This is a genomic window from Brevundimonas sp. 'scallop' (genome assembly GCF_011045535.1).
Taxonomy (GTDB): Bacteria; Pseudomonadota; Alphaproteobacteria; order Caulobacterales; family Caulobacteraceae; genus Brevundimonas; species Brevundimonas vesicularis.
In genome coordinates this window covers 2,810,068-2,832,976 of the sequence record NZ_CP039382.1, presented here as the reverse complement: position 1 = coordinate 2,832,976, position 22,909 = coordinate 2,810,068, and the positions used below count along the sequence as shown (strand labels likewise).

Here is a 22,909-nt window from a genome sequence, read left to right as displayed (position 1 = left end):
GGCCGCCATGAGCGCTTCTGATCCCTACGAACCGATGTTTTCCGCCCTGTGCCGCGAGGTGGGCTATTGCCTGCATGCCAAGGGGCAGAAGCGGGTGATCGAGGCGCTGCCAAAGGGGCTGGACGCCGCCGTGCGCGCCGTCTTCGCGGCCGAGGGCGTGGATGAACCCAATGCGCCGGGCGATGTGAAGCGCGCCGTTCGCGATTGCCTGAAGGCGAACTTGCCAGCTTGACCGTTACAAGTCGATAAGTCGGAACAAATCCAGGCGCTGTCGCTTGGGTTTCATGAACGGGCGCCTATCTGCTTTCCCATCAGAATTTGTCGCGAGAGGAACCTCCCATGGCCTTCACCCTGCCCCCGCTGCCCTACGCCTATGACGCGCTGGAGCCGGCCATCGACAGGGAGACGATGACCTTCCACCACGACAAGCATCACCAGACCTATGTCGACAATCTGAACAAGGCCGTCGACGCCGACGAAAACCTGAAGGGCAAGTCGCTGGAGGAAATCTTCACCAGCATCTCCACTGCGCCCAAGGCCGTGCGCAACAACGGCGGCGGTCACTGGAACCACAGCCTGTTCTGGGAACTGCTGGCCCCGGCCGATCGGGCGGGTGAGCCCTCGGCCGAGCTTAAGGCCGCCATCGACGCCGATCTGGGCGGCATGGACAAGTTCAAGGAAGACTTCAACGCCGCCGGCGCCGCGCAGTTCGGCTCGGGCTGGGCCTGGCTGATCGTGCAGAACGGCAAGCTGAAGATCACCTCGACCCCGAACCAGGACAATCCGCTGATGGACGTCGTGGACGAGCGCGGCGAGGTCATCCTGGGCGCCGACGTGTGGGAGCACGCCTATTATCTGAAATACCAGAACCGCCGCGCCGACTATCTGAAGTCGTTCTGGACGGTGGTGAACTGGAACAAGGTCAACGAACTCTACGCCGCCGCCAAATAAGGCCGGTTCAGACCAGAGACCCAGAGATGACGACGCCCGCCGGAACCTCCGGCGGGCGTTTTCGATTGCGTCATCGCAAACGGAGATCGAAGCGATGCGGATGATGATGACGGGGGCTGCTTTCGCGGCCCTGATGTTGGCGGCCTGTAACCCCAACGCAAACGCACAGAAGCCCGGCGATCCCGCGCCGCCCAACCCCACCCAGACCGTCGCGGCCCCGGCCGAGAAGCCGGTCTATCGCTTCAAGATCGGCGCGCTGGACGCCATCGCCCTGTTCGACGGCGAGAACCCGGTCAAGAACGACAACCAGACCTTCGGCGTCGGCCTGACGCCGCAGGCGGTCGCCGCGCCGCTCACCGCCGCCGGACAGCCGGCCGATCCGATCATGCTGGAAATCCATCCGCTTCTGGTCAGGAACGGCGCCCGCACGATGCTGTTCGACACGGGCCTGGGCGAGGGCAAGGGCCAGTTGATGGACAGCTTGCAAAAGGCGGGCGTCGATCCGGCCTCGATCACCGACGTGCTAATCTCGCACGGCCACCCGGACCATGTCGGCGGCCTGATCCGAAACGGCGGCCTGGCCTTCCCCAATGCGGCGATCCGGATGTCGCAGGCGGAATGGGCGTCCATCCGCGCCAATCCCGAACTGGCCGATCTGGTGCGGATCATCACGCCCAAGGTCCAGGCCTTCGAGTCGGGCGGCGAGGTCGCGCCGGGCGTCCAGTCCCAGGACACGGCCGGCCATACGCCGGGCCACGTCGCCTATCTGATCGCCGACGGCCAGAACCAGCTGCTCTACACCGGCGACCTGATGCATCACTGGATCCTGTCGGTCGAACATCCGGACTGGAAGGTCGGCTATGACGACGACCAGGCGGCAGGCCTGAAGGCGCGGCTGGACGAGGTGACGGCGCTGCGCAACTCCGGCGCCCACATCTACGCCTATCACTTCCCCTTCCCGGGCCTGGGCAAGGTGGCGACCCGCGAAGGTCGCGCCATGTTCATCTCCGAAGCCCAGTCCGCGAAGGATTAGGCCGCGAAGGACTAGATGCGAAGATCCACGCCGTGCCGGGTGCGCTCGTTCATGCGCTCGGCATGGTGCTGGCGAACCATGCGGCGCTGGCGCAGCATCTCATGGATGCCGTCGGCGAGATCGAGCAGTTGGTGGTCGCTCAAAGGCTCGACCAGATCGACGAGCTGCTTCTTGAGTGTTTCCATGGCCTTGTCGGACAGGCCGGTCTGAAAGCTGTTAGGTTCGGTCTGCATTCCACTCCTCCTTGTCCTCATGCGTGGTTCGGTTGCGTCAAGGGAAGGGTGGGGCGACGGGATCGTTCCATTCCATCGTGCTTAACGGCCCGCCGTGCTTGACTCCGCCGCCCCCGCTGGCCATAAGCGCCGCCTTCCACGGGTCCGCTTCGGCGGGGCCGGGATGAATGACGGAAGATGCGTGGACCGCCGTTGAGATCGCATTCCCAATCCAGGGGATGCCGGGCCGTATCGTCGAAAAGAGAATAGAATGTCCAAGCGCCACAGCGCCAAGTACAAGATCGACCGGGCCATGGGTGAGAACCTGTGGGGCCGCGCCAAGTCGCCGGTCAACAAGCGTTCTTACGGTCCCGGCCAGCACGGCCAGCGTCGCAAGTCCAAGGTTTCGGACTTCGGTCTGCAACTGAAGGCCAAGCAGAAGCTGAAGGGATACTACGGCAACATCACCGAGAAACAGTTCGCCAAGACCTACGACGAGGCCGCCCGTCGCAAGGGCAACACCTCGGAAAACCTGATCGGTCTGCTGGAATCGCGCCTGGACGCCGTCGTCTACCGCGCCAAGTTCGTCCCGACCGTGTGGGCCGCCCGCCAGTTCGTCAGCCACGGCCACGTCCTGGTCAACGGCAAGAAGGTCGACATCGCCTCCTACCGCGTGAAGCCGGAAGACGTCGTCACCGTGAAGGAAAAGTCGCGTAACATGGCTCTGGTGCTTGAAGCCCAGCAGTCGTCGGAACGCGATGTGCCGGATTACCTGGAACTGTCGGACCGCTCGTTCTCGGTTCGCTACGTCCGCGTGCCGGAACTGTCGGACGTGCCGTACGCCGTGAAGATGGAACCGAACCTGGTCGTCGAATACTACGCTTCGTAAGCGGAGTTTTCTTCAGAGCGGCTATCGGCCTTCGGCCTACTTGAGCCGCTTCTGGATTTGAGTTTGGAGGGCCTCGGATTCGTCCGGGGCCTTTCGTTTTTTATCCTGTTCCCTCCAAGGGCGAACAGGCGCATTCTCGGCCGGTTCAGGCTTTGAGGCAGGGGAGGTCGTCAGTTGCGCGACTCCATCATGAAACGCTTGGCTTTGATCGCCGCCGCATCGGCGGGCCTGGCCGCCTGCGCCAGCCGCGGCGAGCCGACTGTCTCCACCGCGGGCATGCCCGGCGCGCTGGAGCCGATCCACGCCGCCGCCTTCACCAAGGACCAGGCCGTCTTCTGGGTCAGTTCGAACGGCTGCACGGCCAAGGAAGACCTGATCCCGATCGTCAGCCTGCAGGGCGGCAGCGCCGTCATCACCCTGCGCCGCATCGACGAGGACAAGTGCAAGCAGGACTTGGTCCAGGGTGTCGAGCTGAAGTGGTCGTTCGAGGAACTGGGCCTGACGCCCGGCTCGCCTGTCAGCGTCAACAACCCCTATCAGATGCCCCGCTCCTGAAAACGGCCGTAGCGTTTCGTTAAGCCTGTTCGAGCGCGTCTGATTAAGCAACGTCCGTTACGACGACAGACCGTCCCCCCAAGGTCTGTAGCTTCATGCGCTTCTTCACCTGCCTGACCGACGACCATAATCTCTGGCTCGTCGCGTTGGCCGCCGGCCTGTGCCTGATCGGTTCGATCATCACCTTCCGCCTGTATCGCCGCCTGCGCGCCGCCGAAAAGGGCACGCGTCTGGCCTGGGCCTTCATGGGCGCGGTGGCGACCGGGGCGACGATCTGGTGCACCCACTTCGTAGCGATGATCGCCTATGAGCCCGGCGTCACCATCAGCTACGGCCCCGTGCTGACCGGCCTGTCCCTGGGCGTCGCCATCGCCGGCAGCGCGCTGGCGCTCTGGGTGGCCTCGCGCCGGATGCCGGCCTCGGCCGAGATCGGCGGCGTGCTGTTCGGCCTGACCGTGGTGGCCATGCACTATACCGGAATGGCGGCCTTTGCGACCGACGCCGTCATCCACTGGTCGGCCCCCTATGTCGCCGCCTCCGTGGCGGGGGCTGTCGTCCTGGGCGCCCTGGCGTTCAATCGCGCCCGACAGTCCGGCAAGGTCGTCCCGGTCGTGCTGATGGTCCTGGGCATCGTGGCCCTGCACTTTACCGGCATGGCCGCCATGACGATCGTACCGGTCGGTGCGTTGGTCGATATGGGCGCCGTCGGATCGACCAATCTGGTCCTGGCCTTCGCCGTCTCCGCCGTCGGATTGATGATGCTGGGCACCGGCGTCGCCAGCCACGCCTTGGACGTCCAGTCCCGTCTGCAGGCCAAGGCGCGCCTGGATCACCTGATCGAGGGCAGCGTCGATGGCATGGTGGTCGAACAGGACGGCGTGATCCTGGCCGCCAACGCCGCCTTCGCCGATCTGGCGGGTGTCCCTCACCACGCCCTGATCGGCGAACCGCTGTCGCGCTGGATCGCCGGCGTCGCCGATCTGGCGGTCAACGGCCTGAGCCAGTCCAAACTGGTCGCCGAAGGCGGGGCGGACATCCCCGTCGAGATCGCCGTGCGCCGCGACTGCGGTATGGATCACGTCATGATCTACGCCGTGCGCGATCTGCGCATGCGTCAGGCGCAGGAGCGTCGCATCGCCCATCTGGCGCGCAACGACGGCCTGACCGGCCTGCCCAACCGTTCGTCCTTCCTGGAATGGCTGACGCGCCAGACCGCCGATCTGACCGTTCCGAGCAAGGTCGCCCTCTTGGCCATGGACCTGGACCGGTTCAAGGAGGTAAACGACGTTCACGGCCATGCCGCCGGCGACCAACTGCTGATCCAGATCGCCGAACGGATGCGCGCCTGCCTGCGCCACGACGAGTTCATCGCCCGCCTGGGCGGGGACGAGTTCGTCGCCGTCGTGCCGATCCAGCACAAGGACGACGCCCTGGATCTGGTCGCGCGCCTGCGCGACGCCGTCACCGCCCCGGTCGTGCTGGACCATGCCGAGGTCGCCTGCGGTCTCAGCACCGGCATCGCGATCTGGCCCGACGACGCCCACGATCCGTCGGCCCTAATCAATGACGCAGACTTAGCGATGTACCGCGCCAAGGCCTCGCTGGGGACCGACGTCTGCTTCTACGAGGAGGAGATGGACGAGGCGGTGCGCAATCGCCGTCGCATGGCCCAGCAGATGCGCGAGGCTCTGGATCAGGGCCAGTTCAGCCTGAACTGGCAGCTGCAGGCCGCCGTCGATACCGGCGACATCACGGGTTACGAGGTGCTGCTGCGCTGGATCCAGCCGGACGGGACCTTCATTTCGCCGGCCGACTTCATTCCTCTGGCTGAAGAGAACGGTCTGATCCTGCCGATCGGCGAATGGGTGCTGCGCACCGCCTGCGCCGAGGCCGCCAGCTGGACCGAACCGCACAAGATCGCCGTCAACCTGTCGCCGGTGCAGCTAGGCCACGTCGACCTGCCGCGCCTGGTGCATCAGGTCTTGGTGGAGACCGGCCTGGCGCCGTCGCGGCTTGAGCTGGAGATCACCGAGACGGCCATGATCACCGACATGGAGCGCACGACCCACGTCCTGCGTCAGTTGAAGCTGCTGGGCGTCTCCATCGCCATGGACGACTTCGGCACCGGCTATTCATCGCTGTCGACCCTGCGCGCCTTCCCGTTCGACAAGATCAAGCTGGATCGCTCCTTCATGTCCGAACTGGACGGCGGACCTCAATCGGCCGCCATCATTCGCGCCGTCCTGGCCCTGGGCGAGAGCCTGCATATCCCCGTCCTGGCCGAGGGCGTCGAGACGCTGGAGCAGCTGGCCTTCCTGCGCGACCAGGGCTGCGACGAGGTCCAGGGCTATCTGCTCGGCCGCCCGCAAAAGACGGCCGATGCAGAGGTTCAAGCCGCTGCACGCGTTCTATGGGCCGTCGATCCGTCGATGGAAAAGGCCGCCTGATCAGGCCTTAAACGTCGGCCTTGCCGTATGCCGGCCAAACGCCCTTGCCGGCGCCGCGATACTGGACCGGCAGGCCTTCGTCCTCGCCCAGGGCTACGGCTGCATGGTGCGCCCAGTGCGGGTCGTCCAGCGCCGCGCGTGCAATGGCTATGAAGTCCGCCTGACCGGACGCTACGATGTCCTCGGCCTGCTGCGGATCGAAGATCATGCCGACGGCCATCACATTGGCCTGAGGCGTCGCCGCCTTCACGGCCTGGGCGAACCGCAGTTGATAGCCCGGCTCGCCGCCCGGAATCTTCGCCTGCGCAACGTTCCCGCCCGACGTCAGGTGCAGATAGTCATAGCCCATGTCGTGCAGCGCCTGACCAAGGGCCGTCACCTCGTCCAGGGCGATGCCGCCCTCGACCCAGTCCGAGCCGTTGAAGCGTACGCCAAGCGCCTTGGTCCGGGGCCAGGCGTCGCGCAGGGCCTGGGCGACCCGCAGCGGGAAGCGCGCCCGGTTCTCATACGATCCGCCGTAATCGTCGGTGCGGTGGTTGGACAGGGGCGATAGGAACTGGGTCAGCAGATAGCCGTGGGCGGCGTGCAGTTCGACCAGATCGAACCCGGCCCGGTCCGCCCGCCGCGCCGCGTCCTCGAAGGCGGCGACCACGCGGTCCATGTCGGCCGGGGTCATGGCGGTCGGCGTGTGCCAGTCATCCTTGAACGGTTCGGCCGAGGCGCTGAAGGTTTCCCACGCGCCGTCTTCGGCCTTCAGGGCGCCGCCGCTCTTCCACGGCGCGCTGGTCGAGGCCTTGCGTCCGGCGTGGGCCAGCTGGACGCCGATCGGCGTGTCGCTGTAGGTGCGGATGTCGCGGATGATCCGGGTGAAGGCCTCTTCCTGCGCGTCGTTCCACAGGCCGGTGTCGTCCGGCGTGATCCGTCCTGCCGCCTCGACCCCCGTCGCCTCGACGATGACCAGTCCCGCGCCGGAGATCGCCAGTCGTCCCAGATGCTGCACGTGCCAGGGCTGGGGCACGCCGTCGATGGCCGAATACTGGCACATCGGCGCGATGGCGACGCGGTTCTTCAGCGTCAGGGGGCCGACGGCGCGGGGCGAGAACAGCTGGCTCATGAAAGGCGATCCGTGGGGCAGGAGAGGGGGGACTGTAGCTATGGCGGTTGCGGTCACGTTCAACCCCGATCCTTTCCGATTGTTCACCCAGCTTTCCGATTATTCACGTGTGCGCGCCCGGCCCACGCGGCACAAAAGGGTCAAGCTTCAACTGGGGAACACACCAATGCTTCGTCTCGCTCTCGCCGTCGCCATCGCCGCCCCGCTGCTGTCGGGCTGTATCATCGTCTCGACTGAAAAGCCGACCACGCGCGTCATCACCGCGCCGGCCTCGGGTCAGTGATGCGCAGCCTGGTCAAGGGCCCGATGATCAAGGGCCAGATGATCAAGGGCCAGATGATCAAGGGTCTGGCGGTCGCGGCCCTGGTCGTGCCGCTGCTGTCGGCCTGCGTCATCTATGACAGCGACGCGGGCGAAAACGTCTCGGTGAACCTGCGCCGCGACGACGCCCCGCCGGCCGAGGCCATCCGCGAAGCCCGGTTCGCCGACGGCGCCCTGGTCGCGCGCGTCGATTCGAACGGCTGCACCCAGGCGTCGGATTTCGAAGTGTCGGTGTCGGACGGCTCGCCGGCCGAGATCACGCTTCGCCGCACCAAGCAGGACCTGTGCAAGGCCCTGGTCCCGGACGGCGTCGAGCTGCGCTGGACCTATGCCGACCTGGGCTTGGAGCCCGGCACGCCGGCCCGCATCCTCAATGCGCTGAAGTAGGCGTCTCGAACACGACCAGCATGTCTGGCGGAATGCGCTGCGGTCTCAGGGTCGCAGCGTCCACCAGCACCCATTCGGTGACGCCCTGGGCGCAGACGCGGCCTTGGGCGTCCTCGATGCGGACATAGCGGGTGAAGCGCGGTCCCTGCGGATCGCCGACCCAGGTGCGAGCGACTACGCCCTCTGCGCCCGGCTCGATGCCGCGCAGATAATCGATCTCATGCCGGGTCGCGACCCACGACCATTTCGCCCGCGTCGCCTCGTCGAAGCGCGCATTCCAGTGGGCCGTGCCCGCATCCTGCAGCCAGCCGACATAGACGACGTTGTTGACGTGGCCGTTGGCGTCGATGTGCTCGGGCCGCACGTCCAGCGGCACGACAAAGACCTCGCGGTCCTCGCGCGGCGTGAGGGTCTTCCTGGCCATCAGGCCTCGCCGAGCGGCACGCCCTTCTCGACCATCAGGGCCTGAAGTTCGCCCGCCTGGAACATCTCGCGGATAATGTCCGATCCGCCCACGAACTCGCCCTTCACATAGAGCTGCGGAATGGTGGGCCAGTCGGTGAAGCTCTTGATGCCTTCGCGCAGGGCTTCGTCCTGCAGCACGTCCACGCCCACGAAGCCGGCGCCGACATGGTCCAGGATCTGCACCGCGAGGGACGAGAAGCCGCAGCGCGGCTGGTCCGGCGTGCCCTTCATGAACAAAACCACGTCGTTCTGGGCGACGGTTTCGCCGATGAAGGCGTGGACGGGATCGGCGGCTTGGGCGGTGTCGGTCACGGATACGGGCCTTTCGTGAAGCCCGTCAGCTAGGGAGCCAAACGGGCGCGGTCAAGGCGTCCGCGACGTTCTGCACAGCCGGGAAGTACGGTCAGGCCGCCTGATTGGCCACGACGCGCGCCATCTCGATCTGCGCAGCCAAGCCCGGCGGCATGTCCCGCTCGGGCGCGGCGGCCAATGTCGCCAACCGATCGGTGTCGGTCGGATTGACGATCACGCTGGATACCGACGGGTCGGTCAGCACGTAGGACAGGCAGATCGCCTCGGCCGTCCAGTTTTGGGTGCGGTACAAGAAGCCGAAGGCGTCCTTCTTGGGCGTATCGACGGGACGCTTGTCCTTGCCGAAGCCGAACAGACCCTTTTTGAAGATCGGCGCATCGGGCGCCCGCGCGCGCCGGTCGGCGTAGAAGTCATAGGCGAAGACCGCCATGTCCTGCTCGCGCGCCGAGCGGATGCGGTTTCGGATCTTCCAGTCGGCGTTGATGTCGAATGGCGTCAGCAGGGCGTCGAACGCCCCTGTCGACACATAGGCGTCCATCACGTCGCCGCCGCCGGCGATGCCCAAAAGCTTGATCCGTCCGGTGGCGCGCATGGCCTTCAGCGCGCTGAGAGACGATTGCGCCAGTTCGGTCTCGCCCGGCTCGTGCAGCACTGCCACGTCGATCCAGCCCAGCCCCGAGAAGTGCAGCACCCGGTCGATGGCCGCCGTCATCCCCTGGGCCGAAAAGTCGCGCTGCTGGTCGCGGCCGTCGCCGGCGCCCAGGGTCAGGCTGACATAGACCAGCTTGCGGTCGACGTGCGACAAGGCCTCGCCCAGCACCTCGGCCGCCACCGGGTCGGCGGTCTCCAGCCGATAGCTGTTCACCCCGGCTTCGAGCGCCGAATACAGCAGGTCCAGCCCGGCCTCGCGCCCGCGCTTCAGCACGTCGGCGCCGAAGCTGAGCGTCAGGTTGGAGATGGCGGCGCCGGAGACGCCGAAAGGGCGATAGCGCATGGCCGTCAGCCCTCCTTGACCGGCGCGGAGGTCTCAAGCGCCAGGGCGTGCAGTTCGCCGCCCATCTGACCCTTCAGCGCGGCATAGACCATCTGGTGCTGGCGCACGCGCGGCAGGCCGGCGAAGGCGCTCGACACGATCCGCGCGCGATAGTGGTCGCCGTCGCCCGCCAGATCCTCGATCTCGATCTCGGCGTCGGCGAAGGCTTCGACCAGATGCTGGCGCAGCGTTTCCACGGACATGGGCATGACGGGCACTCACACTTCGTTGGACGCTAGTTTGCCCGGTAATCCTTAATGCCGACCTACGCTCCGTAGCGCTGCCGTTCGAACAACTTCACCGGCTGGTCTTTGTAAGTCGTCGTCGCATAGGGGCGATAACCGACCCGCGCCGCCAGCTTCAGCGAGGCCAGGTTCTCGGGCGAAATCATGCAGACGGTTCGCCCCTTCAGCCTCCGGTCGGTCCAGGCCAGGGCCGCCGTCAGGGCCTCGGCCGCATAGCCCCGCCCCTGAAACCTCGGCGCCACGCCCCAGCCCAGCTCCGGCGCATGGAACGGCGGCTCCAGCTCGCGGCGATAGTCGAACACCCCGACGCTGCCCAGATAGGCGCCGCCGTCCCGCAGCCGGATCGTCCAGTTGCCATGGCCCATCGCCGCCCAATGGCCGAGATCGCGCAGAAGCCGGAACCACACCTCTTCGCGCCCCAGGGCTCTGTTGCAAACTGTGATGACGGGCGCAGTTCGTCTCATGGCTGTTCGAGCGGTGCCCATTAGGCTGCTTCAAGTTCCATCCGTTTGCCGATGAGTTGAATGGCTTCGGTGAGGGCGCAAGCGCCGAGGCCGAAGGCACGCTCGACCAGCCGCGCCTCGCCGCAAATGTCGCGGGTGAGATTGAAGGCAGCTGCCTGTCCCTTGCGCAGGGCCCGCATCACCTCGAAGCCTTTGATCGTCGCATACGCCGTCTTCAGTGTCTTGAAACCCCGCACCGGCCGGATCAGCTGCTTCAGCTTGCCATGGTCAGCCTCAACGACGTTGTTCAGATACTTCACCTGGCGATGCTGGGTATCCTTGGGACATTTGCCTTCCGCTTTCAGTTCAGCAATGGCGGCGGTGTAGGTCGGCGCCTTATCGGTATTGATGATCTCGGGTTTCTCCCAGTCCTTCAACCCGCCCAGCGCCTTGCCCAGGAAACGCTTCGCAGCCTTCGTATTCCGCGTTGGCGAGAGATAAAAATCGATCGTGTTCCCGTCCTTGTCGACCGCGCGATACAGATACGTCCAGGCACCACGAACCTTGATATAGGTCTCATCGACCCGCCAACTCGTCGAGGCAGGGCGGCGCCATTGCCAGCGCAGCCGCTTCTCGATCTCCGGGGCGTATCTCTGAACCCAGCGGTAGATCGTGGAATGGTCAACATTCACGCCACGTTCGCCCATCATCTGCTCAAGATCCCGGTAGCTGATGCCATACCGGCAGTACCATCGCACCGCCCAAAGCACGATCTCACCCTCAAAATGCCGCCCTTTGAACCCTGACATCGCGCCACCCTCACTCTCGGCAAGACAGATCACCGAAAATCGGATCAGTTTGCAACAGAGCCTCATGGAGCGCGTTTCCATTCTTGCGCGCGCGCGCAGCGCGTTGAGCCAGGACCGTCAGCCGTCGATCGGCGGAGCATTGCGGCAGGTGTGCGAGGCCTTGCACGCGCAGGCCGAGCCGCGCTCCATCCTGATTTCGATGCAGGTCGAACAAGAGGTTCACGGCCTTTCCCCCCACCAGATCACTACCTTGGCGCTTGTCGTGAATGAGCTGGCGACGAACGCCATCAAGCACGCGTTCGAGGAAGGGAAAAGCGGGCACATCCGCATCACGGCCGGCGGAAGTCCCGGCCGTGAGGTGACGATCATGGTCGATGACGATGGTCTTCCCTTCCCCGAAGCTACGAGCCGCAGCGGTGATGGTCTCGGGCTTGGGCTGGTGAAGCGATTGGTGGCATCGATCGGGGGGTTGTTCATTCCGCCCCCTCCCGGATCGAAAGTGTTCGAGATCAGGGTGGCCGTCCAATCTGGTGGAGCTTGATGCTCCCGGAACAGCCAATCAGGCCGGACCTGTCAGGCGAAGCGAAACGCATCCTAGAGAACCAGCAGTTGAACCTTGTAATGGATAAATGCCGGAGCCTTTATGACTAACGATAACCTTGAATACTATGAACGCCGCGCCCGCGAGGAAGCCGCAGCGGCTGAAGCCAGCGCCAGTACCGAGGCTGCATCGGCGCATCGGCTGCTCGCGATCGAATATGAGGCTCAGGCGCGCGAGTTGCGTCTAGCTCAGACTCGTCCGAAGCTGACAATTCGTTCAAGCTGATAATAGGGAGGACAGGGACGATGCCGCAGGGCGACAAGGACAAATATACCGACAAGCAGAAGCGCAAAGCCGAGCATATCGAGGAAGGCTACGAGGATCGCGGCACTCCTAAGGACGAAGCCGAGCGTCGCGCCTGGGCGACTGTCAACAAGGAGAGCGGCGGGGGCAACAAGTCCGGGTCCGGCCGTGGCAAGCCCGACACGCACGAGTCCTCCGAGAAGGGTGGCAAGAAGGGCGGCGAAGCATCGGCGCACCGGTCGGCCGCTGATCGTTCTGCATCAGCCAAGAAGGGCGCAGCGACCCGCAAGCGGAACGCCGAGAAGAAATGAAGCGGGGCGACGGCATGACCGCCGCCCCTGCGAAGATCAAATGTAGCCGCCGACGCCGTAGTAGCTGTTGACCTGCTCGCCATAGGCGCGGTCGTAGCGGGGTTCGTCGCCCGAGCGGTAGGACGGCGCCTTTTCGAGCATGTCCTTGTCGAGATCGACGACATAGCCGCCTTGATCGGTTTCGTAGGTAAGCACCTTCCAGGATGATGTGGCGATCGATCCCGGCAGACCGGAACGATCGCCGATCCTGAGCGTTCTTCGGTAATAACGTCGGAGAACAATAATGCGCGCACTATGTTGGCATGGAAAAGGTGACGTTCGGGTAGACACCGTTGCCGATCCCGAAATCAAGCATCCTCGGGATGCCATCATCAAGGTTACGGCCTGCGCGATATGCGGATCGGATCTCCACCTGCTCGATGGCTATCAGCCGACCATGGAGAGCGGAGACATTCTGGGCCATGAGAATATGGGCGAGGTCGTAGCGCTGGGCTCGGAGGTGACGAACCTCAAAATCGGCGACCGCGTGGTGGTGCCGTTCACGATCAGCTGCGGCGAGTGCTGGTTCTGCAAGAAGGGACTGTTTTCGGCCTGCTGCACGACCAACCCCAATGCCGAAATGGCGATCAAGGCGATGGGCCATTCGCCCGCCGGCCTGTTCGGCTTCAGCCACATGCTGGGCGGCTATTGCGGTGGCCAGGCCGAATATCTGCGCGTGCCGATGGCCGATTTCGGCCCGATCAAAGTGCCCGACAATGTCACCGATGAGCAGGCGCTGTTCCTCTCGGACATCTTCCCGACCGGTTACATGGCCGCCGAGAATGCCAATATCGAGGAAGGCGACACCGTCGCGATCTGGGGCTGCGGTCCGGTCGGCCAGTTCGCGATCCGCTCGGCGCTGATGCTCGGTGCCGGTCGCGTGATCGCGATCGACGAAGTGCCCGAACGCCTCGCCATGGCTGAAGCCGGCGGTGCCGAAACGATCAACTTCGCCGAAGTCGACAATGTCTATGACGAGTTGCAATTCCGCACCAAGGGCCGCGGGCCTGACAGCTGCATCGACGCGGTGGGCGCCGAAGCTGCCGGGCATGGCTCGGTCGATGCGGTTCTCGACAAGGCCAAGGCCACGGTCGGCCTTGCCACCGACCGCATCCATGTGCTGCGAGAAGCGATCATGAGCTGCCGGATGGGCGGCACCGTTTCGATCCCCGGCGTCTATGTCGGGATGGGCGACAAGGTCCCGCTCGGCGCGATGATGAACAAGGGGCTGACGATCAAAACTGGCCAGACCCACGTCCAAGCCTACACCGCGCCGCTGATGGCACGCATTGAAGCTGGCGAAATTGACCCCAGCTTTGTAATTACTCACCCGGCCAGTCTCGAGGACGCTCCCGAGATGTACAAAAAGTTTCGGGATAAGGAAGACGGCGTCATCAAGGTGGTGATGCGCCCGCACGGTTGAAATGACTTAGAGCCCGCGTACCGTCAAGCGGTGCGCGGGCTTCCTTATGAGCCGTGGTTTTGGCGAGTGTCATAACCGGTCGGTTTTGACACCGGCACCCTGCCCCAGCTTTTTCAAGGGTTTGCAGGTGTCAAAACCCCATGTCAGAATGACGGCATGGAAACTGGCTATGCTCGCGTGTCCCGAGGTGACTCCCAAGACATAGACCCTCAGCTTCGCGCGCTCCGCGATGCGGGGTGCGATCCCATTTATCAGGAGGAGGCATCGGGCGGCCGAGCTGACCGTCCCGAGCTGGCGCGCGCGATCGGCGCGTTGAAGCCCGGCGACGTGTTGGTGGTGTGGAAGCTTGATCGACTGTCGCGATCCCTCCGCGACCTTCTGTTCACGCTGGAGGCGATCACCGCGGCCGGTGCTGGTTTCCGATCGTTGACCGAGGCGATCGACACCACCACCGCGCCAGGCCGGCTGATGACGCAGATGCTGGGCGCGTTCGCCGAGTTCGAGCGCGCCATGATCCGGGAGCGGACCATAAACGGCTTGGCACACGCACGCAGCGCCGGCCGGCACCTTGGCCGTCGACCGAGTCTCACCGGCCAGCAGCGCGCCGAGATCATCGCCAAGGCGGAAGCCGGCCAAGGTTCCCCCGCCCAGCTCGCCAGCCTGTTCCGCGTGTCCCGCTCGACCGTGCAGCGCGTGTTGCGGAAGCATCGGGAGCAAGGCTGACGCTTCAATAGTATAGATGGCTGAGATAGGAACAGGTCGGGAACCTCAGCGAGTCAGGGTCGTGGAAGACAGCAGCAAGCGGGTAACGGCCCAGATTGGAAGAAAGCCGGCAGCCAACATTCATCATGCAACACGACTGGCCGAGCAGATCGGTTGTCCGCTAAACCAATTTGTCACAATCAATTACTCGAAGACGCAGTGCCCGGCCGACGACGCGACCGCGACCTTCCGCAACCTCCTGTCGGACTGGTTTGCACGTTGGCTTCGTCGGCATCCCAAAAACAGGAAGGGCGTACCGCCGGCCTACGTTTACGCATTTGAGGCGGCCGGCGGGCAGATCGCCGTACACTGGCTGGTGCATATACCGCGGGGGCTGATCCGTGAGTTCTGGCGCCAAGTACCTGAATGGGTGGCGGCCACTGCGGGAGCCATCGACAGCGCCACTGCGATAAAGCACCGCCGCATCTACCGTGTCGTTGGAGCCAAGCGTTACATCCTGAAGGGTATGGACCCGCACTTTGCGCGTCTCTGGAAAATCCGCCCGTCACCACAAGGCAGCATTGTCGGCCGTCGCAGCGGGTTCAGCAGAAGCCTCGGCCCTGCGGCACGACGCGCAGCTTCCTATCGTCCGCAACGATACCAAGCGGGGCGCTGGGCACTGGCGTCATCTGCGCTGTCCTGACCACGCCTTGTGTTTTGCACGCGAAGGAGTGAGGTGCGGCAGATGATCGACGATGATGAGCTGAAAACGATCACCCGTACGCTTCACAGCGGACATGACATGCTGCCCTTCATCACCGGCCTGCATCCTGCCAGCACGATGCAGTTTCGGCGTTTGCCCAGTGAAATGCAGGCATTGCTGGAGTCCTCGCCCGACTATCAGGCCCCCGATCCAGGTCGGGGGCCTGTCTGGCTACAGATAGCGAGCGGCGGCGATGCAGCGGAATTGGTGGTCTATCGTGCCCGCGGAAGCGGCACCTTGTACGTCATGGCACCCGATCCGGGCCGATAACAGCGGACCCCTCAAGAACCGAACACCTGCCTGACTACCTCGCTCAGTTCACCGCAATTCGTGTTTTGTTCTTGAAAATAGGGAAACGCCACGACAGAGTGGCACAAATATTCCCAGAGGTTGCCGTGCGATCATCCGTTTCCGACTTTTCCCGCCTCCGCACCAGCGCCGGTGTCAGCATCGACGCATTCGCGGCCAGTTCGGGATTTTCGCGCCGTACCGTATATCGCTGGGAACGCGGCGAGACACTGCCCCGCAAGGCGGCGATGCGGATGTTGGACACGTTGATCCGCGAACACCGACAGGCGGCGGTGCCAGCCAGCACGAAGGCTTTCCGTTTTATCGACCTGTTCGCGGGCATTGGCGGCCTGCGCCGCGGCTTCGATGAGTATGGCGAATGTGTCTTCACCAGCGAGTGGGACAAATACTCGCAGGCCACCTACCTCGCCAATTATGACTGCGAGCATGAGGTCACCGGCGACATAACCAAGGTGTCGGTGGAGAGCATCCCGCCGCACGACCTGCTGCTGGCGGGCTTCCCTTGCCAGCCCTTTTCGATCGCGGGCGTATCAAAGAAGAACGCGCTCAACCGGCCGCACGGTTTTGCCGACGAGACGCAGGGCACGCTGTTCTTCAACGTGGCAAAGATCATCCAGCATCACCGCCCGCGCGCGTTCCTGCTGGAGAACGTCAAGAACTTGGTCAACCACGACAAGGGGCGGACGTTCGAGGTGATCCACCGCACGCTGACGGCCGAGCTGGGCTATCAGGTCCACTGGAAGGTCATCAATTCCAAGGCGTTCGTGCCCCAGCAGCGCGAGCGCATCTTCATCGTCGGCTTCCGCGATCCGAATGACTTCACCTTTGCCGACCTCGTGCTGCCCGACATGCTCAACGGTCCGAAACTCAGCACCATCCTGCATCCCGAGGACGGCACCGAAGAGCTGGACGCGCCCTATACCCGCGGCAACATCGCGTCGGTGTCGGAGAAGTACACGCTCACCGATCACCTGTGGCGCTACCTTCAGGGCTACGCGGCCAAGCATAAGGCCGCCGGCAACGGGTTCGGGTTCGGGCTGGTCGGGCCCGGCGACGTCGCCCGCACGCTGTCGGCGCGCTACTACAAGGACGGTTCGGAGATTCTTGTCGAGCAGAAAGGGAAGAATCCCCGCCGGCTTACCCCGCGTGAATGCGCCCGGCTGATGGGGTTCGATGAACCTGGCGGCCGGGATTTCATCATCCCCGTGTCCGACACCCAAGCCTATCGCCAGTTCGGCAACGCCGTTGTCGTGCCGGTGGTGAAGGCAGTGGCCGAGCATATGCTGCCGTGGCTGGTCGATCGCGCGCAGATCGAGCCGGAACGGCTCCAGCGGAAGCTGGCGCTTGCCGGGTGATATAGTCGATGCGGCGACACGCAGCCGCATGATGGCCGGGATCAGGGGGAAGGACACCAAGCCCGAGCTGGTGGTACGGCGCGGCCTTCACGCCCTTGGTTTCCGGTTCCGGCTTCACGATCGCGCACTGTCCGGCAAGCCCGACATGGTGCTGCCCCGGTGGCGCGCGGTCATCTTCATTCACGGCTGTTTCTGGCACGCGCACGACTGCCCGCTGTTCCGGTGGCCGGGCACGCGCCAAGATTTCTGGCGGCAGAAGATCGGCCGTAATCAGGAACGTGATGCTGAGGTGGAAGCCGCGCTTGACCATGCCGGATGGCGCGTGCTGAAAATCTGGGAATGCTCGATGAAAGGCCCCGGCCGGATCGGGGCCGATGCCGTCATGCCACTCGCGGCTGACTGGCTTCGCTCCGATCGGAAACAGGGGGAGATCAGGGGAACGCTGCGTGCCGGTAGGTGATCTTGTCGAATGGCTAGACGAATATGGCGGCCCGGGCTTCGTCTGGTACGTGAAACGCCTGTCGGGCAACGACACGCTGGCGAACCAGACCCATCAGGCCGGTCCCTATATCCCCCGCGAGGTGCTGTTCCCGCTCTTTCCTGCGCTCAACCGGAAAGACGTGAAGAACCCCGACGTATGGTTCAGCCTGTACGTCGATTCTCATGCCGATCACCGGGAGGTGAGGGCGGTTTGGTACAACAACCACTATCATGACACGACGGCGAAGCGTGGCCGCGATGAAACGAGGGTCACGAACTTCGGAGGCGGAGCATCAGCGCTGCTCGACCCGGAAAGCACCGGGGCGCTGACCATTTTTGCGTTCAGTAAGGTTGAGCCTCCCGAGGTAGCTGACTGTCACGTCTGGGTCTGCCGCCATGAGACGGAAGAGGATCTGGTCGAAGATCGCGTCGGGCCGGTTGAGCCGGGCAAATGGCTGTTGTGGCCCCCTGCGCAGGAGGGGTTGCTTGGCTTGTTGCAGGCCCCGCCGGTGCGGGCGAGCTGCTGGCTGGCGGATAATGAAATACCAGCGGCGTGGCGCACCAAATTCCCCTCTGGCGTCGATATCATCCGCAAGGCGGTCGAGCTGCGTGCCGATGCCGGCCTTGACCCCGACAAGCGGCTGGTGCGTCGCCGCGATTGCGAGTTCGAGATTTTCCGAAGCGTCGAGCAGGCGATCGAGCTGCCGTTCATCCGAGCCGGGTTCGTGACGGTGGACGACTTCATCGCACGTGCCCAGACCATTCTCCAGCGCCGCAAGGCGAGGTCCGGCCGGTCGCTGGAACTCCATGCCCGCGCGATCTTTATTGAAGAACGGCTGGTCGAGGGCACGCACTTCGCTCACCAGCCGGAATCCGAACCCGGCAAGCGACCCGACTTCCTGTTTCCCTCGGTCGCCGCTTATCGCGATGCGAGCTTTCCGGCCGACCGACTCCGGATGCTGGCGGTAAAGACGACATGTAAGGATCGCTGGCGACAAATCCTCAACGAAGCCGATCGCATTCCCGCCAAGCACCTGCTGACGTTGCAGGAGGGTGTTTCAGAGTCGCAGTTCCGCGAGATGACCAATGCTGGCGTGCAGCTCGTCGTACCAGCCGGTATTGCTGATACCTTCCCGAAGGACGTTCGCCCTCACCTCCAGACGCTCGAAAGCTTCATCGGCGACGTGCGGCTGTTGCCGCTAGCAGGGCACGCTTAACTGTTCCCTTTGCTGTAGAGAGTAGTCAATCCGCACCTGTTTCTTAGGCTCAGGACTCATAGCCAGAATAGCACTGTAGCGGCGAGGGCGATGGCGGACAGGAAGACGGTCGGGCACCGATCGTAGCGGGTGGCGACGCGACGCCAGTCCTTGAGCCGGCCGAACATGATTTCGATGCGGTTTCGGCTTTTGTACCGGCGCTTGTCGTAACGGATAGGCGCGGTCCGGGATTTTCGACCGGGGATGCAGGGCGTGATGCCCTTGGCCTCCAAAGCGTCCCTGAACCAGTCTGCGTCATAGCCCCGGTCGCCCAGCAGCCATTGGGCCTTGGGAAGGCTGTCCAGCAGGGCCGCAGCACCGGTGTAGTCGCTGACCTGGCCTGCCGTCATGAACAGGCTGATGGGGCGTCCGTTCGCATCGGTTACGGCGTGAAGCTTGGTGTTCATGCCGCCTTTGGTGCGTCCGATGAGCCGCCCAAGACCCCCTTTTTTACCGCGAGGCTCGAAGCCGTACGGTGCGCCTTGAGATAGGTCGCGTCGATCATGAGGGTGCGCCGTTCGGCCTGAGCGCCGGACAGTCCCTCCATCATCCGGATGAAGATCCCGGCCTCGCTCCAACGCTTCCAGCGGTTGTACAGCGTCTTGTGTGGGCCATAGACCGGCGGCGCGTCACGCCAGCGAAGCCCGTTGCGGTTGACGAAGATGATCCCGCTCAACACCCGACGATCATCCACCCTGGGCTTGCCGTGGCTCTTGGGGAAGTGCGGCTGCAGCCGCGCCATCTGCTCGTCCGTCAGCCAATAGAGGTCGCTCATATCCAGTCTCCTTACAGAGCCTGAATCAGATCGAGCACATCACATCAATGGGTCCTGAGCCTAATCAAACGCATTGGGAAACCGTTTATGAACAAGGCGGTGGAAGAGGTCAGCTGGTATCGACCCCATCTTGAGGTTTCGCTACGGCTCATTGCAGACTCTGCGCCATCCGCCAGCAGCGCGATCATTGACGTGGGCGGCGGAGAAGCGACGCTGGTCGATGATCTCGTCGCGCAGGGCTACAGCGACGTCACGGTCCTCGACATCTCCCCGGCGGCGATTGACGTGGCGAAGTCCCGTCTGGGTATGTCCGCCGCCGCGGTGCATTGGATCACCGGCGACATTACGGCTGTTGAGCTGGAACCGGCTCGCTACGATGTCTGGCACGACCGGGCCGTCTTCCACTTCCTGACCAGCGCAGGCGACAGAGCCGCATATGTTCGGCAGATCGCCCGCTCTGTCAGGCCCGGGGGCCACGTGATTGTCGCGACGTTCGGGCCGGACGGTCCGGACAAGTGCAGCGGCCTGGACGTAGTCCGCTACGACGCCGAACATCTTCACGGCGAGTTTGGGCCGAAGTTCCGTCTCCTGGACAGCGTTAGGGAGTTGCACGAGACGCATTGGGGTACGAATCAGCAGTTCATGTATTGCCTCTGTCGGATGGAGTGAGAGGCCAACCCGCCCCAGCGCGCCGCTTCGGCCCTGATCGGACTGAACGCCAGCGGCAAGGCCCCGGCCCTCGCCGTGCCGGTCGAGATGACGGTGCTCCAGTTCCACCCTTGTTCGCCGCCCGCCTTCGGCGATAAGACGAACCTCCCCCACGTCGCTCGATCACGCCCGATCTGTCTCTCGATATGCCAGCGCGGGGAGATAAAAGCGCTATGTCGCTCGTCGTTTTCAAACCGCGCAAGCCCTCGACAGCCGAACACAGCCGCGGGCGGAGGCGCAGGGCCTCGGCGTCAAACGCGGAGATCGGTTCACATGGAGAGCTCATCATTTCACCCGTTCATCACCGCCCCCAGTTGAGGCTGGCCGGAGCAAGTTCACAGGAACGGCGCGCCCCATCAAAGGCGTGATACAAGTGAAGATTGATGTCGCCTGAGGACGACGAGATGCCTTCTACGAGCCCTTCTGCACGGCCAGCGCCGCGTTGACTCCCTGGGCCAAGTCCTCTGCGGGTCCCTTGCCCCAATAGTGGACGAAATAGAACGCGGGGGTCTCCCCAATCATGTGATTGTGCAAAGCCACGACATGGATGTCTCCGGCCCGTAACGACCGGAGCACCGGCTGCACCTCCTCAGCGGTCATGATGAAGTCCCCGGCCACAGTCGCCATCGCGGTGCTTCCGGAGAAGGCCGCCCACGTCGTCAATCCCATCGATCCTCCGACTTCGACGCCATGCATGCGACCCGTGCGCGGCAAGGTGAACTTGACCACGCCACCGTTCAGCTCGGGATCGACTTCGAAATAGCGCCGCAATGAAGCGACATCGAACTCTCCGGCAACGGTCGGGGTGGATCCAGGAAAGCGTCGTCGAGGTGTCGGCGTCTCCGCACGAACGGCTCGAATGGCGTCCCACACGGCCTTCACCCCGGTGGCCAGGTCGTGCGCCGGCCCCGTGCCGCCGACGTGCATGAAATAGACGGGCGGATCGTCGAAGATGAAGTGATTGTGCAGGCCGGTGACCTGCAGCCCGGCGGCGAAGGCGGCGTCCATGGCGGCCGTGATCTCGTCCTCGAACACCACGGTGTCGCCCATCAGCATGACATTGTCGTCGCCGTGCGCTTTGAAAGCGGCCCAGGAACCCAAACCGGCGGCCGGCGCGAGGGGGGCGCCGTCCACTGTCACCGGGACGTCGGTTCGCGACCAGGCGATGCGCACGACACCGTCGGGAGCCACGGTCGCCTGGACGCCGGCCGCGGACGAGATGACCTCCCGCTTGTCGGATTGGGCAGCGCCCTTGGTCGCTATCGCCGTCGGCGATAGCGCCATGACTGCCAGGATCTGGACCATATGTCTGCGGTTCATCGCACGCTCCGTTTCGTAACTGATTATTCGATGCTTGGGGGACTTACGATAGTTGTAGTCGGCCACGCTTTAACTCGCCGGAGCGAAAAAGACCCAGCCCGCTAACCCGGCGGCGGCCAACGCGACCACGACGTTGAGCTTATTCTTCCATGTGTAGAGCAACGCCAAAGCGACCGCGAAGATAGACACGCCAATGATCAGATCCGGGACGCGCTGGGCTGTGACCGTCGCCAAGTCGATCGTCGTAGCGGCGATGAGGCCAACCACGCCGGCTGAGACGCCTGCCAAAAAGGCATGCAGCCGCTTGGCTTCCAGCACCGATTCCAAACGGTCGTAGAGGATCAGCGAAAATGCGAATGCCGGGAGGAATATTCCGACGGTCATGGCTACGGCGCCGAGCGGTCCGCCGCCGAAATAGCCGACGAAAGTTGCGAAGATGATCAGAGGCGCCGGCAGGATGCCCGACAGCGCCAAGCCATCCAGAAATTGGCCATCGTTCATCCAACCTTGACCCACGGCGTCGTTGCGAACGAACGGGATCGCGGTGTAGGCGCCGCCGAAAGTGAGGAGGCCGGCCTTTAAGCCGGAAACGAACAACAGCCAAACGGGCGCTTGGCCGGGGTCACCGATCGCCGTTTGGACCTCTGGCGTTGCGGCATCGGGCGCCAAGAGCATTACCAGAATCGTCAGAGCCGTCGCCCCGGCGGCGACAAGCGCAGCGAATACTCGCAGCCCGAGCGCCCATAGCGCGTAGATCGCCCCGGAGGCCGGAAGGGTGATCCAGAACGGAGCGCCGGCGAAGGCTGCCAGGCCGCAGATGATGGCGAGCATCCACAGGCGACCGTCCAGCAGGATATGCTTTCCGATCCGATGGACGGCGGCGACGATCAACGCGATCACCGCCGCCTGAATCCCCAGGAACGCCGCGCCGAGCGCTGTGTCGATCAGGGCGATACGGAAATAGAGCCATGACAGCGCCATCATGAGGAGAAAGCCGGGAAGCATGAAGCCCAGGCCAGCGAGGATGCCCCCGAGTCTTCCCTTGGCGCGCATCCCCAGGTGGACGCAGAGTTCGTGCGCCTCGGGGCCCGGCAGCACCTGCATCACTGCCAGCAGCCTGTTGAAGCGCTCGCTGGAGATCCAGCGCTCGTCGTCGACCAGTTCACGGCGCACCATGGCGATCTGTGCGACCGGACCGCCCCAGGCCAGCAAGCCGAACCTTAGAAACCGAATGAACAACTGCGCATGCGTCAGGTTGGGCGGCGCGGCCTCCGGGCGCGGTTCCGAGAGATCGACCGTCGTATTGATGTCCGTTCCGGCGCTCATGCCGCTAGGCCCGGAGTCGCGCCAGGGACCTCGTTCCGACCAGACCAACTTCCAGTTTCAGGTGACCAATCGCAGGCGACCC

At 64.1% G+C, this 22,909-nt stretch carries 30 protein-coding genes; 18 read left to right on the top strand and 12 right to left on the bottom strand.

The genetic code is table 11. The features are described from left to right. The first annotated feature begins 7 nt into the window (after positions 1 to 7). From E4341_RS14185 to E4341_RS14175, 3 genes are all read left to right on the top strand, one after another. A complete protein-coding gene (locus E4341_RS14185) occupies positions 8 to 232 on the top strand; it encodes a hypothetical protein (protein WP_039244260.1) in 225 nt (74 codons plus the stop codon). 107 nt (positions 233 to 339) lie between these two features. Further along, complete coding sequence (locus E4341_RS14180; RefSeq protein ID WP_165118123.1) at positions 340 to 951, top strand: superoxide dismutase; 612 nt, start codon at positions 340 to 342, stop codon at positions 949 to 951. A 94-nt stretch (positions 952 to 1,045) separates the two neighbouring features. After that, positions 1,046 to 1,984 (top strand): MBL fold metallo-hydrolase, encoded by a 939-nt coding sequence (locus E4341_RS14175; protein ID WP_165118121.1) that lies wholly within the window; start codon positions 1,046 to 1,048, stop codon positions 1,982 to 1,984. Between the two features lie 11 nt (positions 1,985 to 1,995). On the opposite strand, the gene E4341_RS14170 is transcribed toward E4341_RS14175, so the two are convergent. Next, a complete protein-coding gene (locus E4341_RS14170) occupies positions 1,996 to 2,217 on the bottom strand; it encodes a hypothetical protein (protein ID WP_165118119.1) in 222 nt (73 codons plus the stop codon). A 250-nt stretch (positions 2,218 to 2,467) separates the two neighbouring features. Between E4341_RS14170 and rpsD the strand changes: the two genes are divergently transcribed. The 3 genes from rpsD to E4341_RS14155 all read left to right on the top strand — a co-directional run bounded on the left by rpsD (position 2,468) and on the right by E4341_RS14155 (position 6,087). Then, a complete protein-coding gene (gene rpsD, locus E4341_RS14165; RefSeq protein WP_055806141.1) occupies positions 2,468 to 3,085 on the top strand; it encodes a 30S ribosomal protein S4 in 618 nt (205 codons plus the stop codon). Between the two features lie 174 nt (positions 3,086 to 3,259). Further along, complete coding sequence (locus E4341_RS14160; RefSeq protein ID WP_082464942.1) at positions 3,260 to 3,640, top strand: hypothetical protein; 381 nt, start codon at positions 3,260 to 3,262, stop codon at positions 3,638 to 3,640. A 95-nt stretch (positions 3,641 to 3,735) separates the two neighbouring features. Further along, complete coding sequence (locus tag E4341_RS14155; protein ID WP_165118117.1) at positions 3,736 to 6,087, top strand: bifunctional diguanylate cyclase/phosphodiesterase; 2,352 nt, start codon at positions 3,736 to 3,738, stop codon at positions 6,085 to 6,087. Positions 6,088 to 6,094: 7 nt separating this feature from the next. On the opposite strand, the gene E4341_RS14150 is transcribed toward E4341_RS14155, so the two are convergent. Then, positions 6,095 to 7,201: an NADH:flavin oxidoreductase/NADH oxidase gene (locus tag E4341_RS14150; protein ID WP_165118115.1), complete on the bottom strand. Its 1,107-nt coding sequence runs from the start codon at positions 7,199 to 7,201 to the stop codon at positions 6,095 to 6,097. A 282-nt stretch (positions 7,202 to 7,483) separates the two neighbouring features. Here E4341_RS14150 and E4341_RS14145 point away from each other — a divergent pair, with 282 nt between their 5' ends. Then, complete coding sequence (locus E4341_RS14145) at positions 7,484 to 7,909, top strand: hypothetical protein (RefSeq protein ID WP_165118113.1); 426 nt, start codon at positions 7,484 to 7,486, stop codon at positions 7,907 to 7,909. Here the strand turns inward: E4341_RS14145 and E4341_RS14140 are convergent. The 6 genes from E4341_RS14140 to E4341_RS14115 all read right to left on the bottom strand — a co-directional run bounded on the left by E4341_RS14140 (position 7,893) and on the right by E4341_RS14115 (position 11,216). After that, positions 7,893 to 8,333 carry a thioesterase family protein gene (locus tag E4341_RS14140; protein ID WP_017504695.1) on the bottom strand — a complete coding sequence of 147 codons (441 nt, stop codon included), beginning with the start codon at positions 8,331 to 8,333 and terminating at the stop codon, positions 7,893 to 7,895. The two genes, E4341_RS14145 and E4341_RS14140, sit on opposite strands and share 17 nt — an antisense overlap. Then, positions 8,333 to 8,686 carry a Grx4 family monothiol glutaredoxin gene (grxD, locus tag E4341_RS14135; protein ID WP_017504696.1) on the bottom strand — a complete coding sequence of 118 codons (354 nt, stop codon included), beginning with the start codon at positions 8,684 to 8,686 and terminating at the stop codon, positions 8,333 to 8,335. The genes E4341_RS14140 and grxD overlap by 1 nt, the downstream gene beginning before the upstream one ends. Positions 8,687 to 8,777: 91 nt before the next feature. Beyond that, on the bottom strand, positions 8,778 to 9,680 hold the full coding sequence (locus tag E4341_RS14130) for an aldo/keto reductase (RefSeq protein ID WP_055806130.1): 903 nt from the start codon (positions 9,678 to 9,680) through the stop codon (positions 8,778 to 8,780). 5 nt (positions 9,681 to 9,685) lie between these two features. Next, positions 9,686 to 9,928 (bottom strand): BolA/IbaG family iron-sulfur metabolism protein, encoded by a 243-nt coding sequence (locus tag E4341_RS14125; protein WP_055806947.1) that lies wholly within the window; start codon positions 9,926 to 9,928, stop codon positions 9,686 to 9,688. Positions 9,929 to 9,984: 56 nt separating this feature from the next. Then, the gene (locus E4341_RS14120; RefSeq protein WP_240893579.1) at positions 9,985 to 10,428 is read right to left on the bottom strand and encodes a GNAT family N-acetyltransferase; all 444 of its coding nucleotides are present in this window, start codon (positions 10,426 to 10,428) and stop codon (positions 9,985 to 9,987) included. Positions 10,429 to 10,448: 20 nt separating this feature from the next. After that, a complete protein-coding gene (locus E4341_RS14115) occupies positions 10,449 to 11,216 on the bottom strand; it encodes an IS6 family transposase (RefSeq protein ID WP_066521070.1) in 768 nt (255 codons plus the stop codon). Between E4341_RS14115 and E4341_RS14110 the strand changes: the two genes are divergently transcribed. The 3 genes from E4341_RS14110 (at position 11,203) to E4341_RS14100 (ending at position 12,371) form a co-directional block, all read left to right on the top strand. Further along, positions 11,203 to 11,757 (top strand): sensor histidine kinase, encoded by a 555-nt coding sequence (locus tag E4341_RS14110; protein ID WP_165118111.1) that lies wholly within the window; start codon positions 11,203 to 11,205, stop codon positions 11,755 to 11,757. The genes E4341_RS14115 and E4341_RS14110 overlap by 14 nt on opposite strands. A gap of 102 nt (positions 11,758 to 11,859) precedes the next feature. Continuing rightward, positions 11,860 to 12,042: a hypothetical protein gene (locus E4341_RS14105; protein ID WP_165118109.1), complete on the top strand. Its 183-nt coding sequence runs from the start codon at positions 11,860 to 11,862 to the stop codon at positions 12,040 to 12,042. 20 nt (positions 12,043 to 12,062) lie between these two features. Further along, a complete protein-coding gene (locus E4341_RS14100; protein WP_165118107.1) occupies positions 12,063 to 12,371 on the top strand; it encodes a plasmid stabilization protein in 309 nt (102 codons plus the stop codon). A 36-nt stretch (positions 12,372 to 12,407) separates the two neighbouring features. Here the strand turns inward: E4341_RS14100 and E4341_RS14095 are convergent, their stop codons facing one another. Then, a complete protein-coding gene (locus tag E4341_RS14095; protein WP_165118105.1) occupies positions 12,408 to 12,566 on the bottom strand; it encodes a hypothetical protein in 159 nt (52 codons plus the stop codon). 88 nt (positions 12,567 to 12,654) lie between these two features. Between E4341_RS14095 and E4341_RS14090 the strand changes: the two genes are divergently transcribed. The 7 genes from E4341_RS14090 (at position 12,655) to E4341_RS14060 (ending at position 18,659) form a co-directional block, all read left to right on the top strand. Continuing rightward, complete coding sequence (locus E4341_RS14090) at positions 12,655 to 13,833, top strand: zinc-dependent alcohol dehydrogenase (RefSeq protein ID WP_165118103.1); 1,179 nt, start codon at positions 12,655 to 12,657, stop codon at positions 13,831 to 13,833. Positions 13,834 to 13,989: 156 nt separating this feature from the next. Further along, positions 13,990 to 14,556 (top strand): recombinase family protein, encoded by a 567-nt coding sequence (locus E4341_RS14085; RefSeq protein WP_165118101.1) that lies wholly within the window; start codon positions 13,990 to 13,992, stop codon positions 14,554 to 14,556. A gap of 61 nt (positions 14,557 to 14,617) precedes the next feature. After that, positions 14,618 to 15,238, top strand: a complete 621-nt coding sequence (locus E4341_RS14080; protein WP_165118099.1) for a hypothetical protein — start codon at positions 14,618 to 14,620, stop codon at positions 15,236 to 15,238. Between the two features lie 42 nt (positions 15,239 to 15,280). Next, a complete protein-coding gene (locus tag E4341_RS14075) occupies positions 15,281 to 15,568 on the top strand; it encodes a hypothetical protein (RefSeq protein WP_165118097.1) in 288 nt (95 codons plus the stop codon). Between the two features lie 125 nt (positions 15,569 to 15,693). After that, positions 15,694 to 16,962, top strand: coding sequence for a DNA (cytosine-5-)-methyltransferase (gene dcm / locus E4341_RS14070; RefSeq protein ID WP_165118095.1), 1,269 nt, complete (start codon positions 15,694 to 15,696; stop codon positions 16,960 to 16,962). 28 nt (positions 16,963 to 16,990) lie between these two features. Next, positions 16,991 to 17,422, top strand: coding sequence for a very short patch repair endonuclease (locus E4341_RS14065; RefSeq protein WP_205751312.1), 432 nt, complete (start codon positions 16,991 to 16,993; stop codon positions 17,420 to 17,422). Beyond that, positions 17,409 to 18,659: a type II restriction endonuclease gene (locus E4341_RS14060; RefSeq protein ID WP_205751311.1), complete on the top strand. Its 1,251-nt coding sequence runs from the start codon at positions 17,409 to 17,411 to the stop codon at positions 18,657 to 18,659. The genes E4341_RS14065 and E4341_RS14060 overlap by 14 nt, the downstream gene beginning before the upstream one ends. Positions 18,660 to 18,715: 56 nt before the next feature. On the opposite strand, the gene E4341_RS14055 is transcribed toward E4341_RS14060, so the two are convergent. Beyond that, positions 18,716 to 19,473 (bottom strand): IS5 family transposase gene (locus E4341_RS14055; protein ID WP_156796487.1). Its coding sequence is split into 2 segments (ribosomal slippage): positions 18,716 to 19,152 and positions 19,152 to 19,473, totalling 759 coding nucleotides; the frame shifts between segments, so codons are not numbered across the junction. 87 nt (positions 19,474 to 19,560) lie between these two features. Here E4341_RS14055 and E4341_RS14050 point away from each other — a divergent pair. Further along, a complete protein-coding gene (locus tag E4341_RS14050) occupies positions 19,561 to 20,142 on the top strand; it encodes a class I SAM-dependent methyltransferase (RefSeq protein WP_165118089.1) in 582 nt (193 codons plus the stop codon). Between the two features lie 450 nt (positions 20,143 to 20,592). On the opposite strand, the gene E4341_RS14045 is transcribed toward E4341_RS14050, so the two are convergent. Then, positions 20,593 to 21,567 (bottom strand): LppY/LpqO family protein, encoded by a 975-nt coding sequence (locus E4341_RS14045; RefSeq protein WP_205751310.1) that lies wholly within the window; start codon positions 21,565 to 21,567, stop codon positions 20,593 to 20,595. Positions 21,568 to 21,570: 3 nt separating this feature from the next. Beyond that, positions 21,571 to 22,827: a chromate transporter gene (locus E4341_RS14040; RefSeq protein WP_157105659.1), complete on the bottom strand. Its 1,257-nt coding sequence runs from the start codon at positions 22,825 to 22,827 to the stop codon at positions 21,571 to 21,573. Positions 22,828 to 22,909: the final 82 nt, after the last annotated feature.

Coding starts and splice junctions, on each gene's coding strand:
- E4341_RS14185 (WP_039244260.1), top strand. CDS start 8: ATGAGCGCTTCTGATCCCTACGAACCGATGTTTTCCGCCCTGTGCCGC.
- E4341_RS14180 (WP_165118123.1), top strand. CDS start 340: ATGGCCTTCACCCTGCCCCCGCTGCCCTACGCCTATGACGCGCTGGAG.
- E4341_RS14175 (WP_165118121.1), top strand. CDS start 1,046: ATGCGGATGATGATGACGGGGGCTGCTTTCGCGGCCCTGATGTTGGCG.
- E4341_RS14170 (WP_165118119.1), bottom strand. CDS start 2,217: ATGCAGACCGAACCTAACAGCTTTCAGACCGGCCTGTCCGACAAGGCC.
- rpsD (WP_055806141.1), top strand. CDS start 2,468: ATGTCCAAGCGCCACAGCGCCAAGTACAAGATCGACCGGGCCATGGGT.
- E4341_RS14155 (WP_165118117.1), top strand. CDS start 3,736: ATGCGCTTCTTCACCTGCCTGACCGACGACCATAATCTCTGGCTCGTC.
- E4341_RS14150 (WP_165118115.1), bottom strand. CDS start 7,201: ATGAGCCAGCTGTTCTCGCCCCGCGCCGTCGGCCCCCTGACGCTGAAG.
- E4341_RS14145 (WP_165118113.1), top strand. CDS start 7,484: ATGCGCAGCCTGGTCAAGGGCCCGATGATCAAGGGCCAGATGATCAAG.
- E4341_RS14140 (WP_017504695.1), bottom strand. CDS start 8,333: ATGGCCAGGAAGACCCTCACGCCGCGCGAGGACCGCGAGGTCTTTGTC.
- E4341_RS14130 (WP_055806130.1), bottom strand. CDS start 9,680: ATGCGCTATCGCCCTTTCGGCGTCTCCGGCGCCGCCATCTCCAACCTG.
- E4341_RS14125 (WP_055806947.1), bottom strand. CDS start 9,928: ATGCCCATGTCCGTGGAAACGCTGCGCCAGCATCTGGTCGAAGCCTTC.
- E4341_RS14120 (WP_240893579.1), bottom strand. CDS start 10,428: ATGAGACGAACTGCGCCCGTCATCACAGTTTGCAACAGAGCCCTGGGG.
- E4341_RS14115 (WP_066521070.1), bottom strand. CDS start 11,216: ATGTCAGGGTTCAAAGGGCGGCATTTTGAGGGTGAGATCGTGCTTTGG.
- E4341_RS14105 (WP_165118109.1), top strand. CDS start 11,860: ATGACTAACGATAACCTTGAATACTATGAACGCCGCGCCCGCGAGGAA.
- E4341_RS14100 (WP_165118107.1), top strand. CDS start 12,063: ATGCCGCAGGGCGACAAGGACAAATATACCGACAAGCAGAAGCGCAAA.
- E4341_RS14090 (WP_165118103.1), top strand. CDS start 12,655: ATGCGCGCACTATGTTGGCATGGAAAAGGTGACGTTCGGGTAGACACC.
- E4341_RS14085 (WP_165118101.1), top strand. CDS start 13,990: ATGGAAACTGGCTATGCTCGCGTGTCCCGAGGTGACTCCCAAGACATA.
- E4341_RS14075 (WP_165118097.1), top strand. CDS start 15,281: ATGATCGACGATGATGAGCTGAAAACGATCACCCGTACGCTTCACAGC.
- E4341_RS14065 (WP_205751312.1), top strand. CDS start 16,991: ATGATGGCCGGGATCAGGGGGAAGGACACCAAGCCCGAGCTGGTGGTA.
- E4341_RS14050 (WP_165118089.1), top strand. CDS start 19,561: ATGAACAAGGCGGTGGAAGAGGTCAGCTGGTATCGACCCCATCTTGAG.
- E4341_RS14040 (WP_157105659.1), bottom strand. CDS start 22,827: ATGAGCGCCGGAACGGACATCAATACGACGGTCGATCTCTCGGAACCG.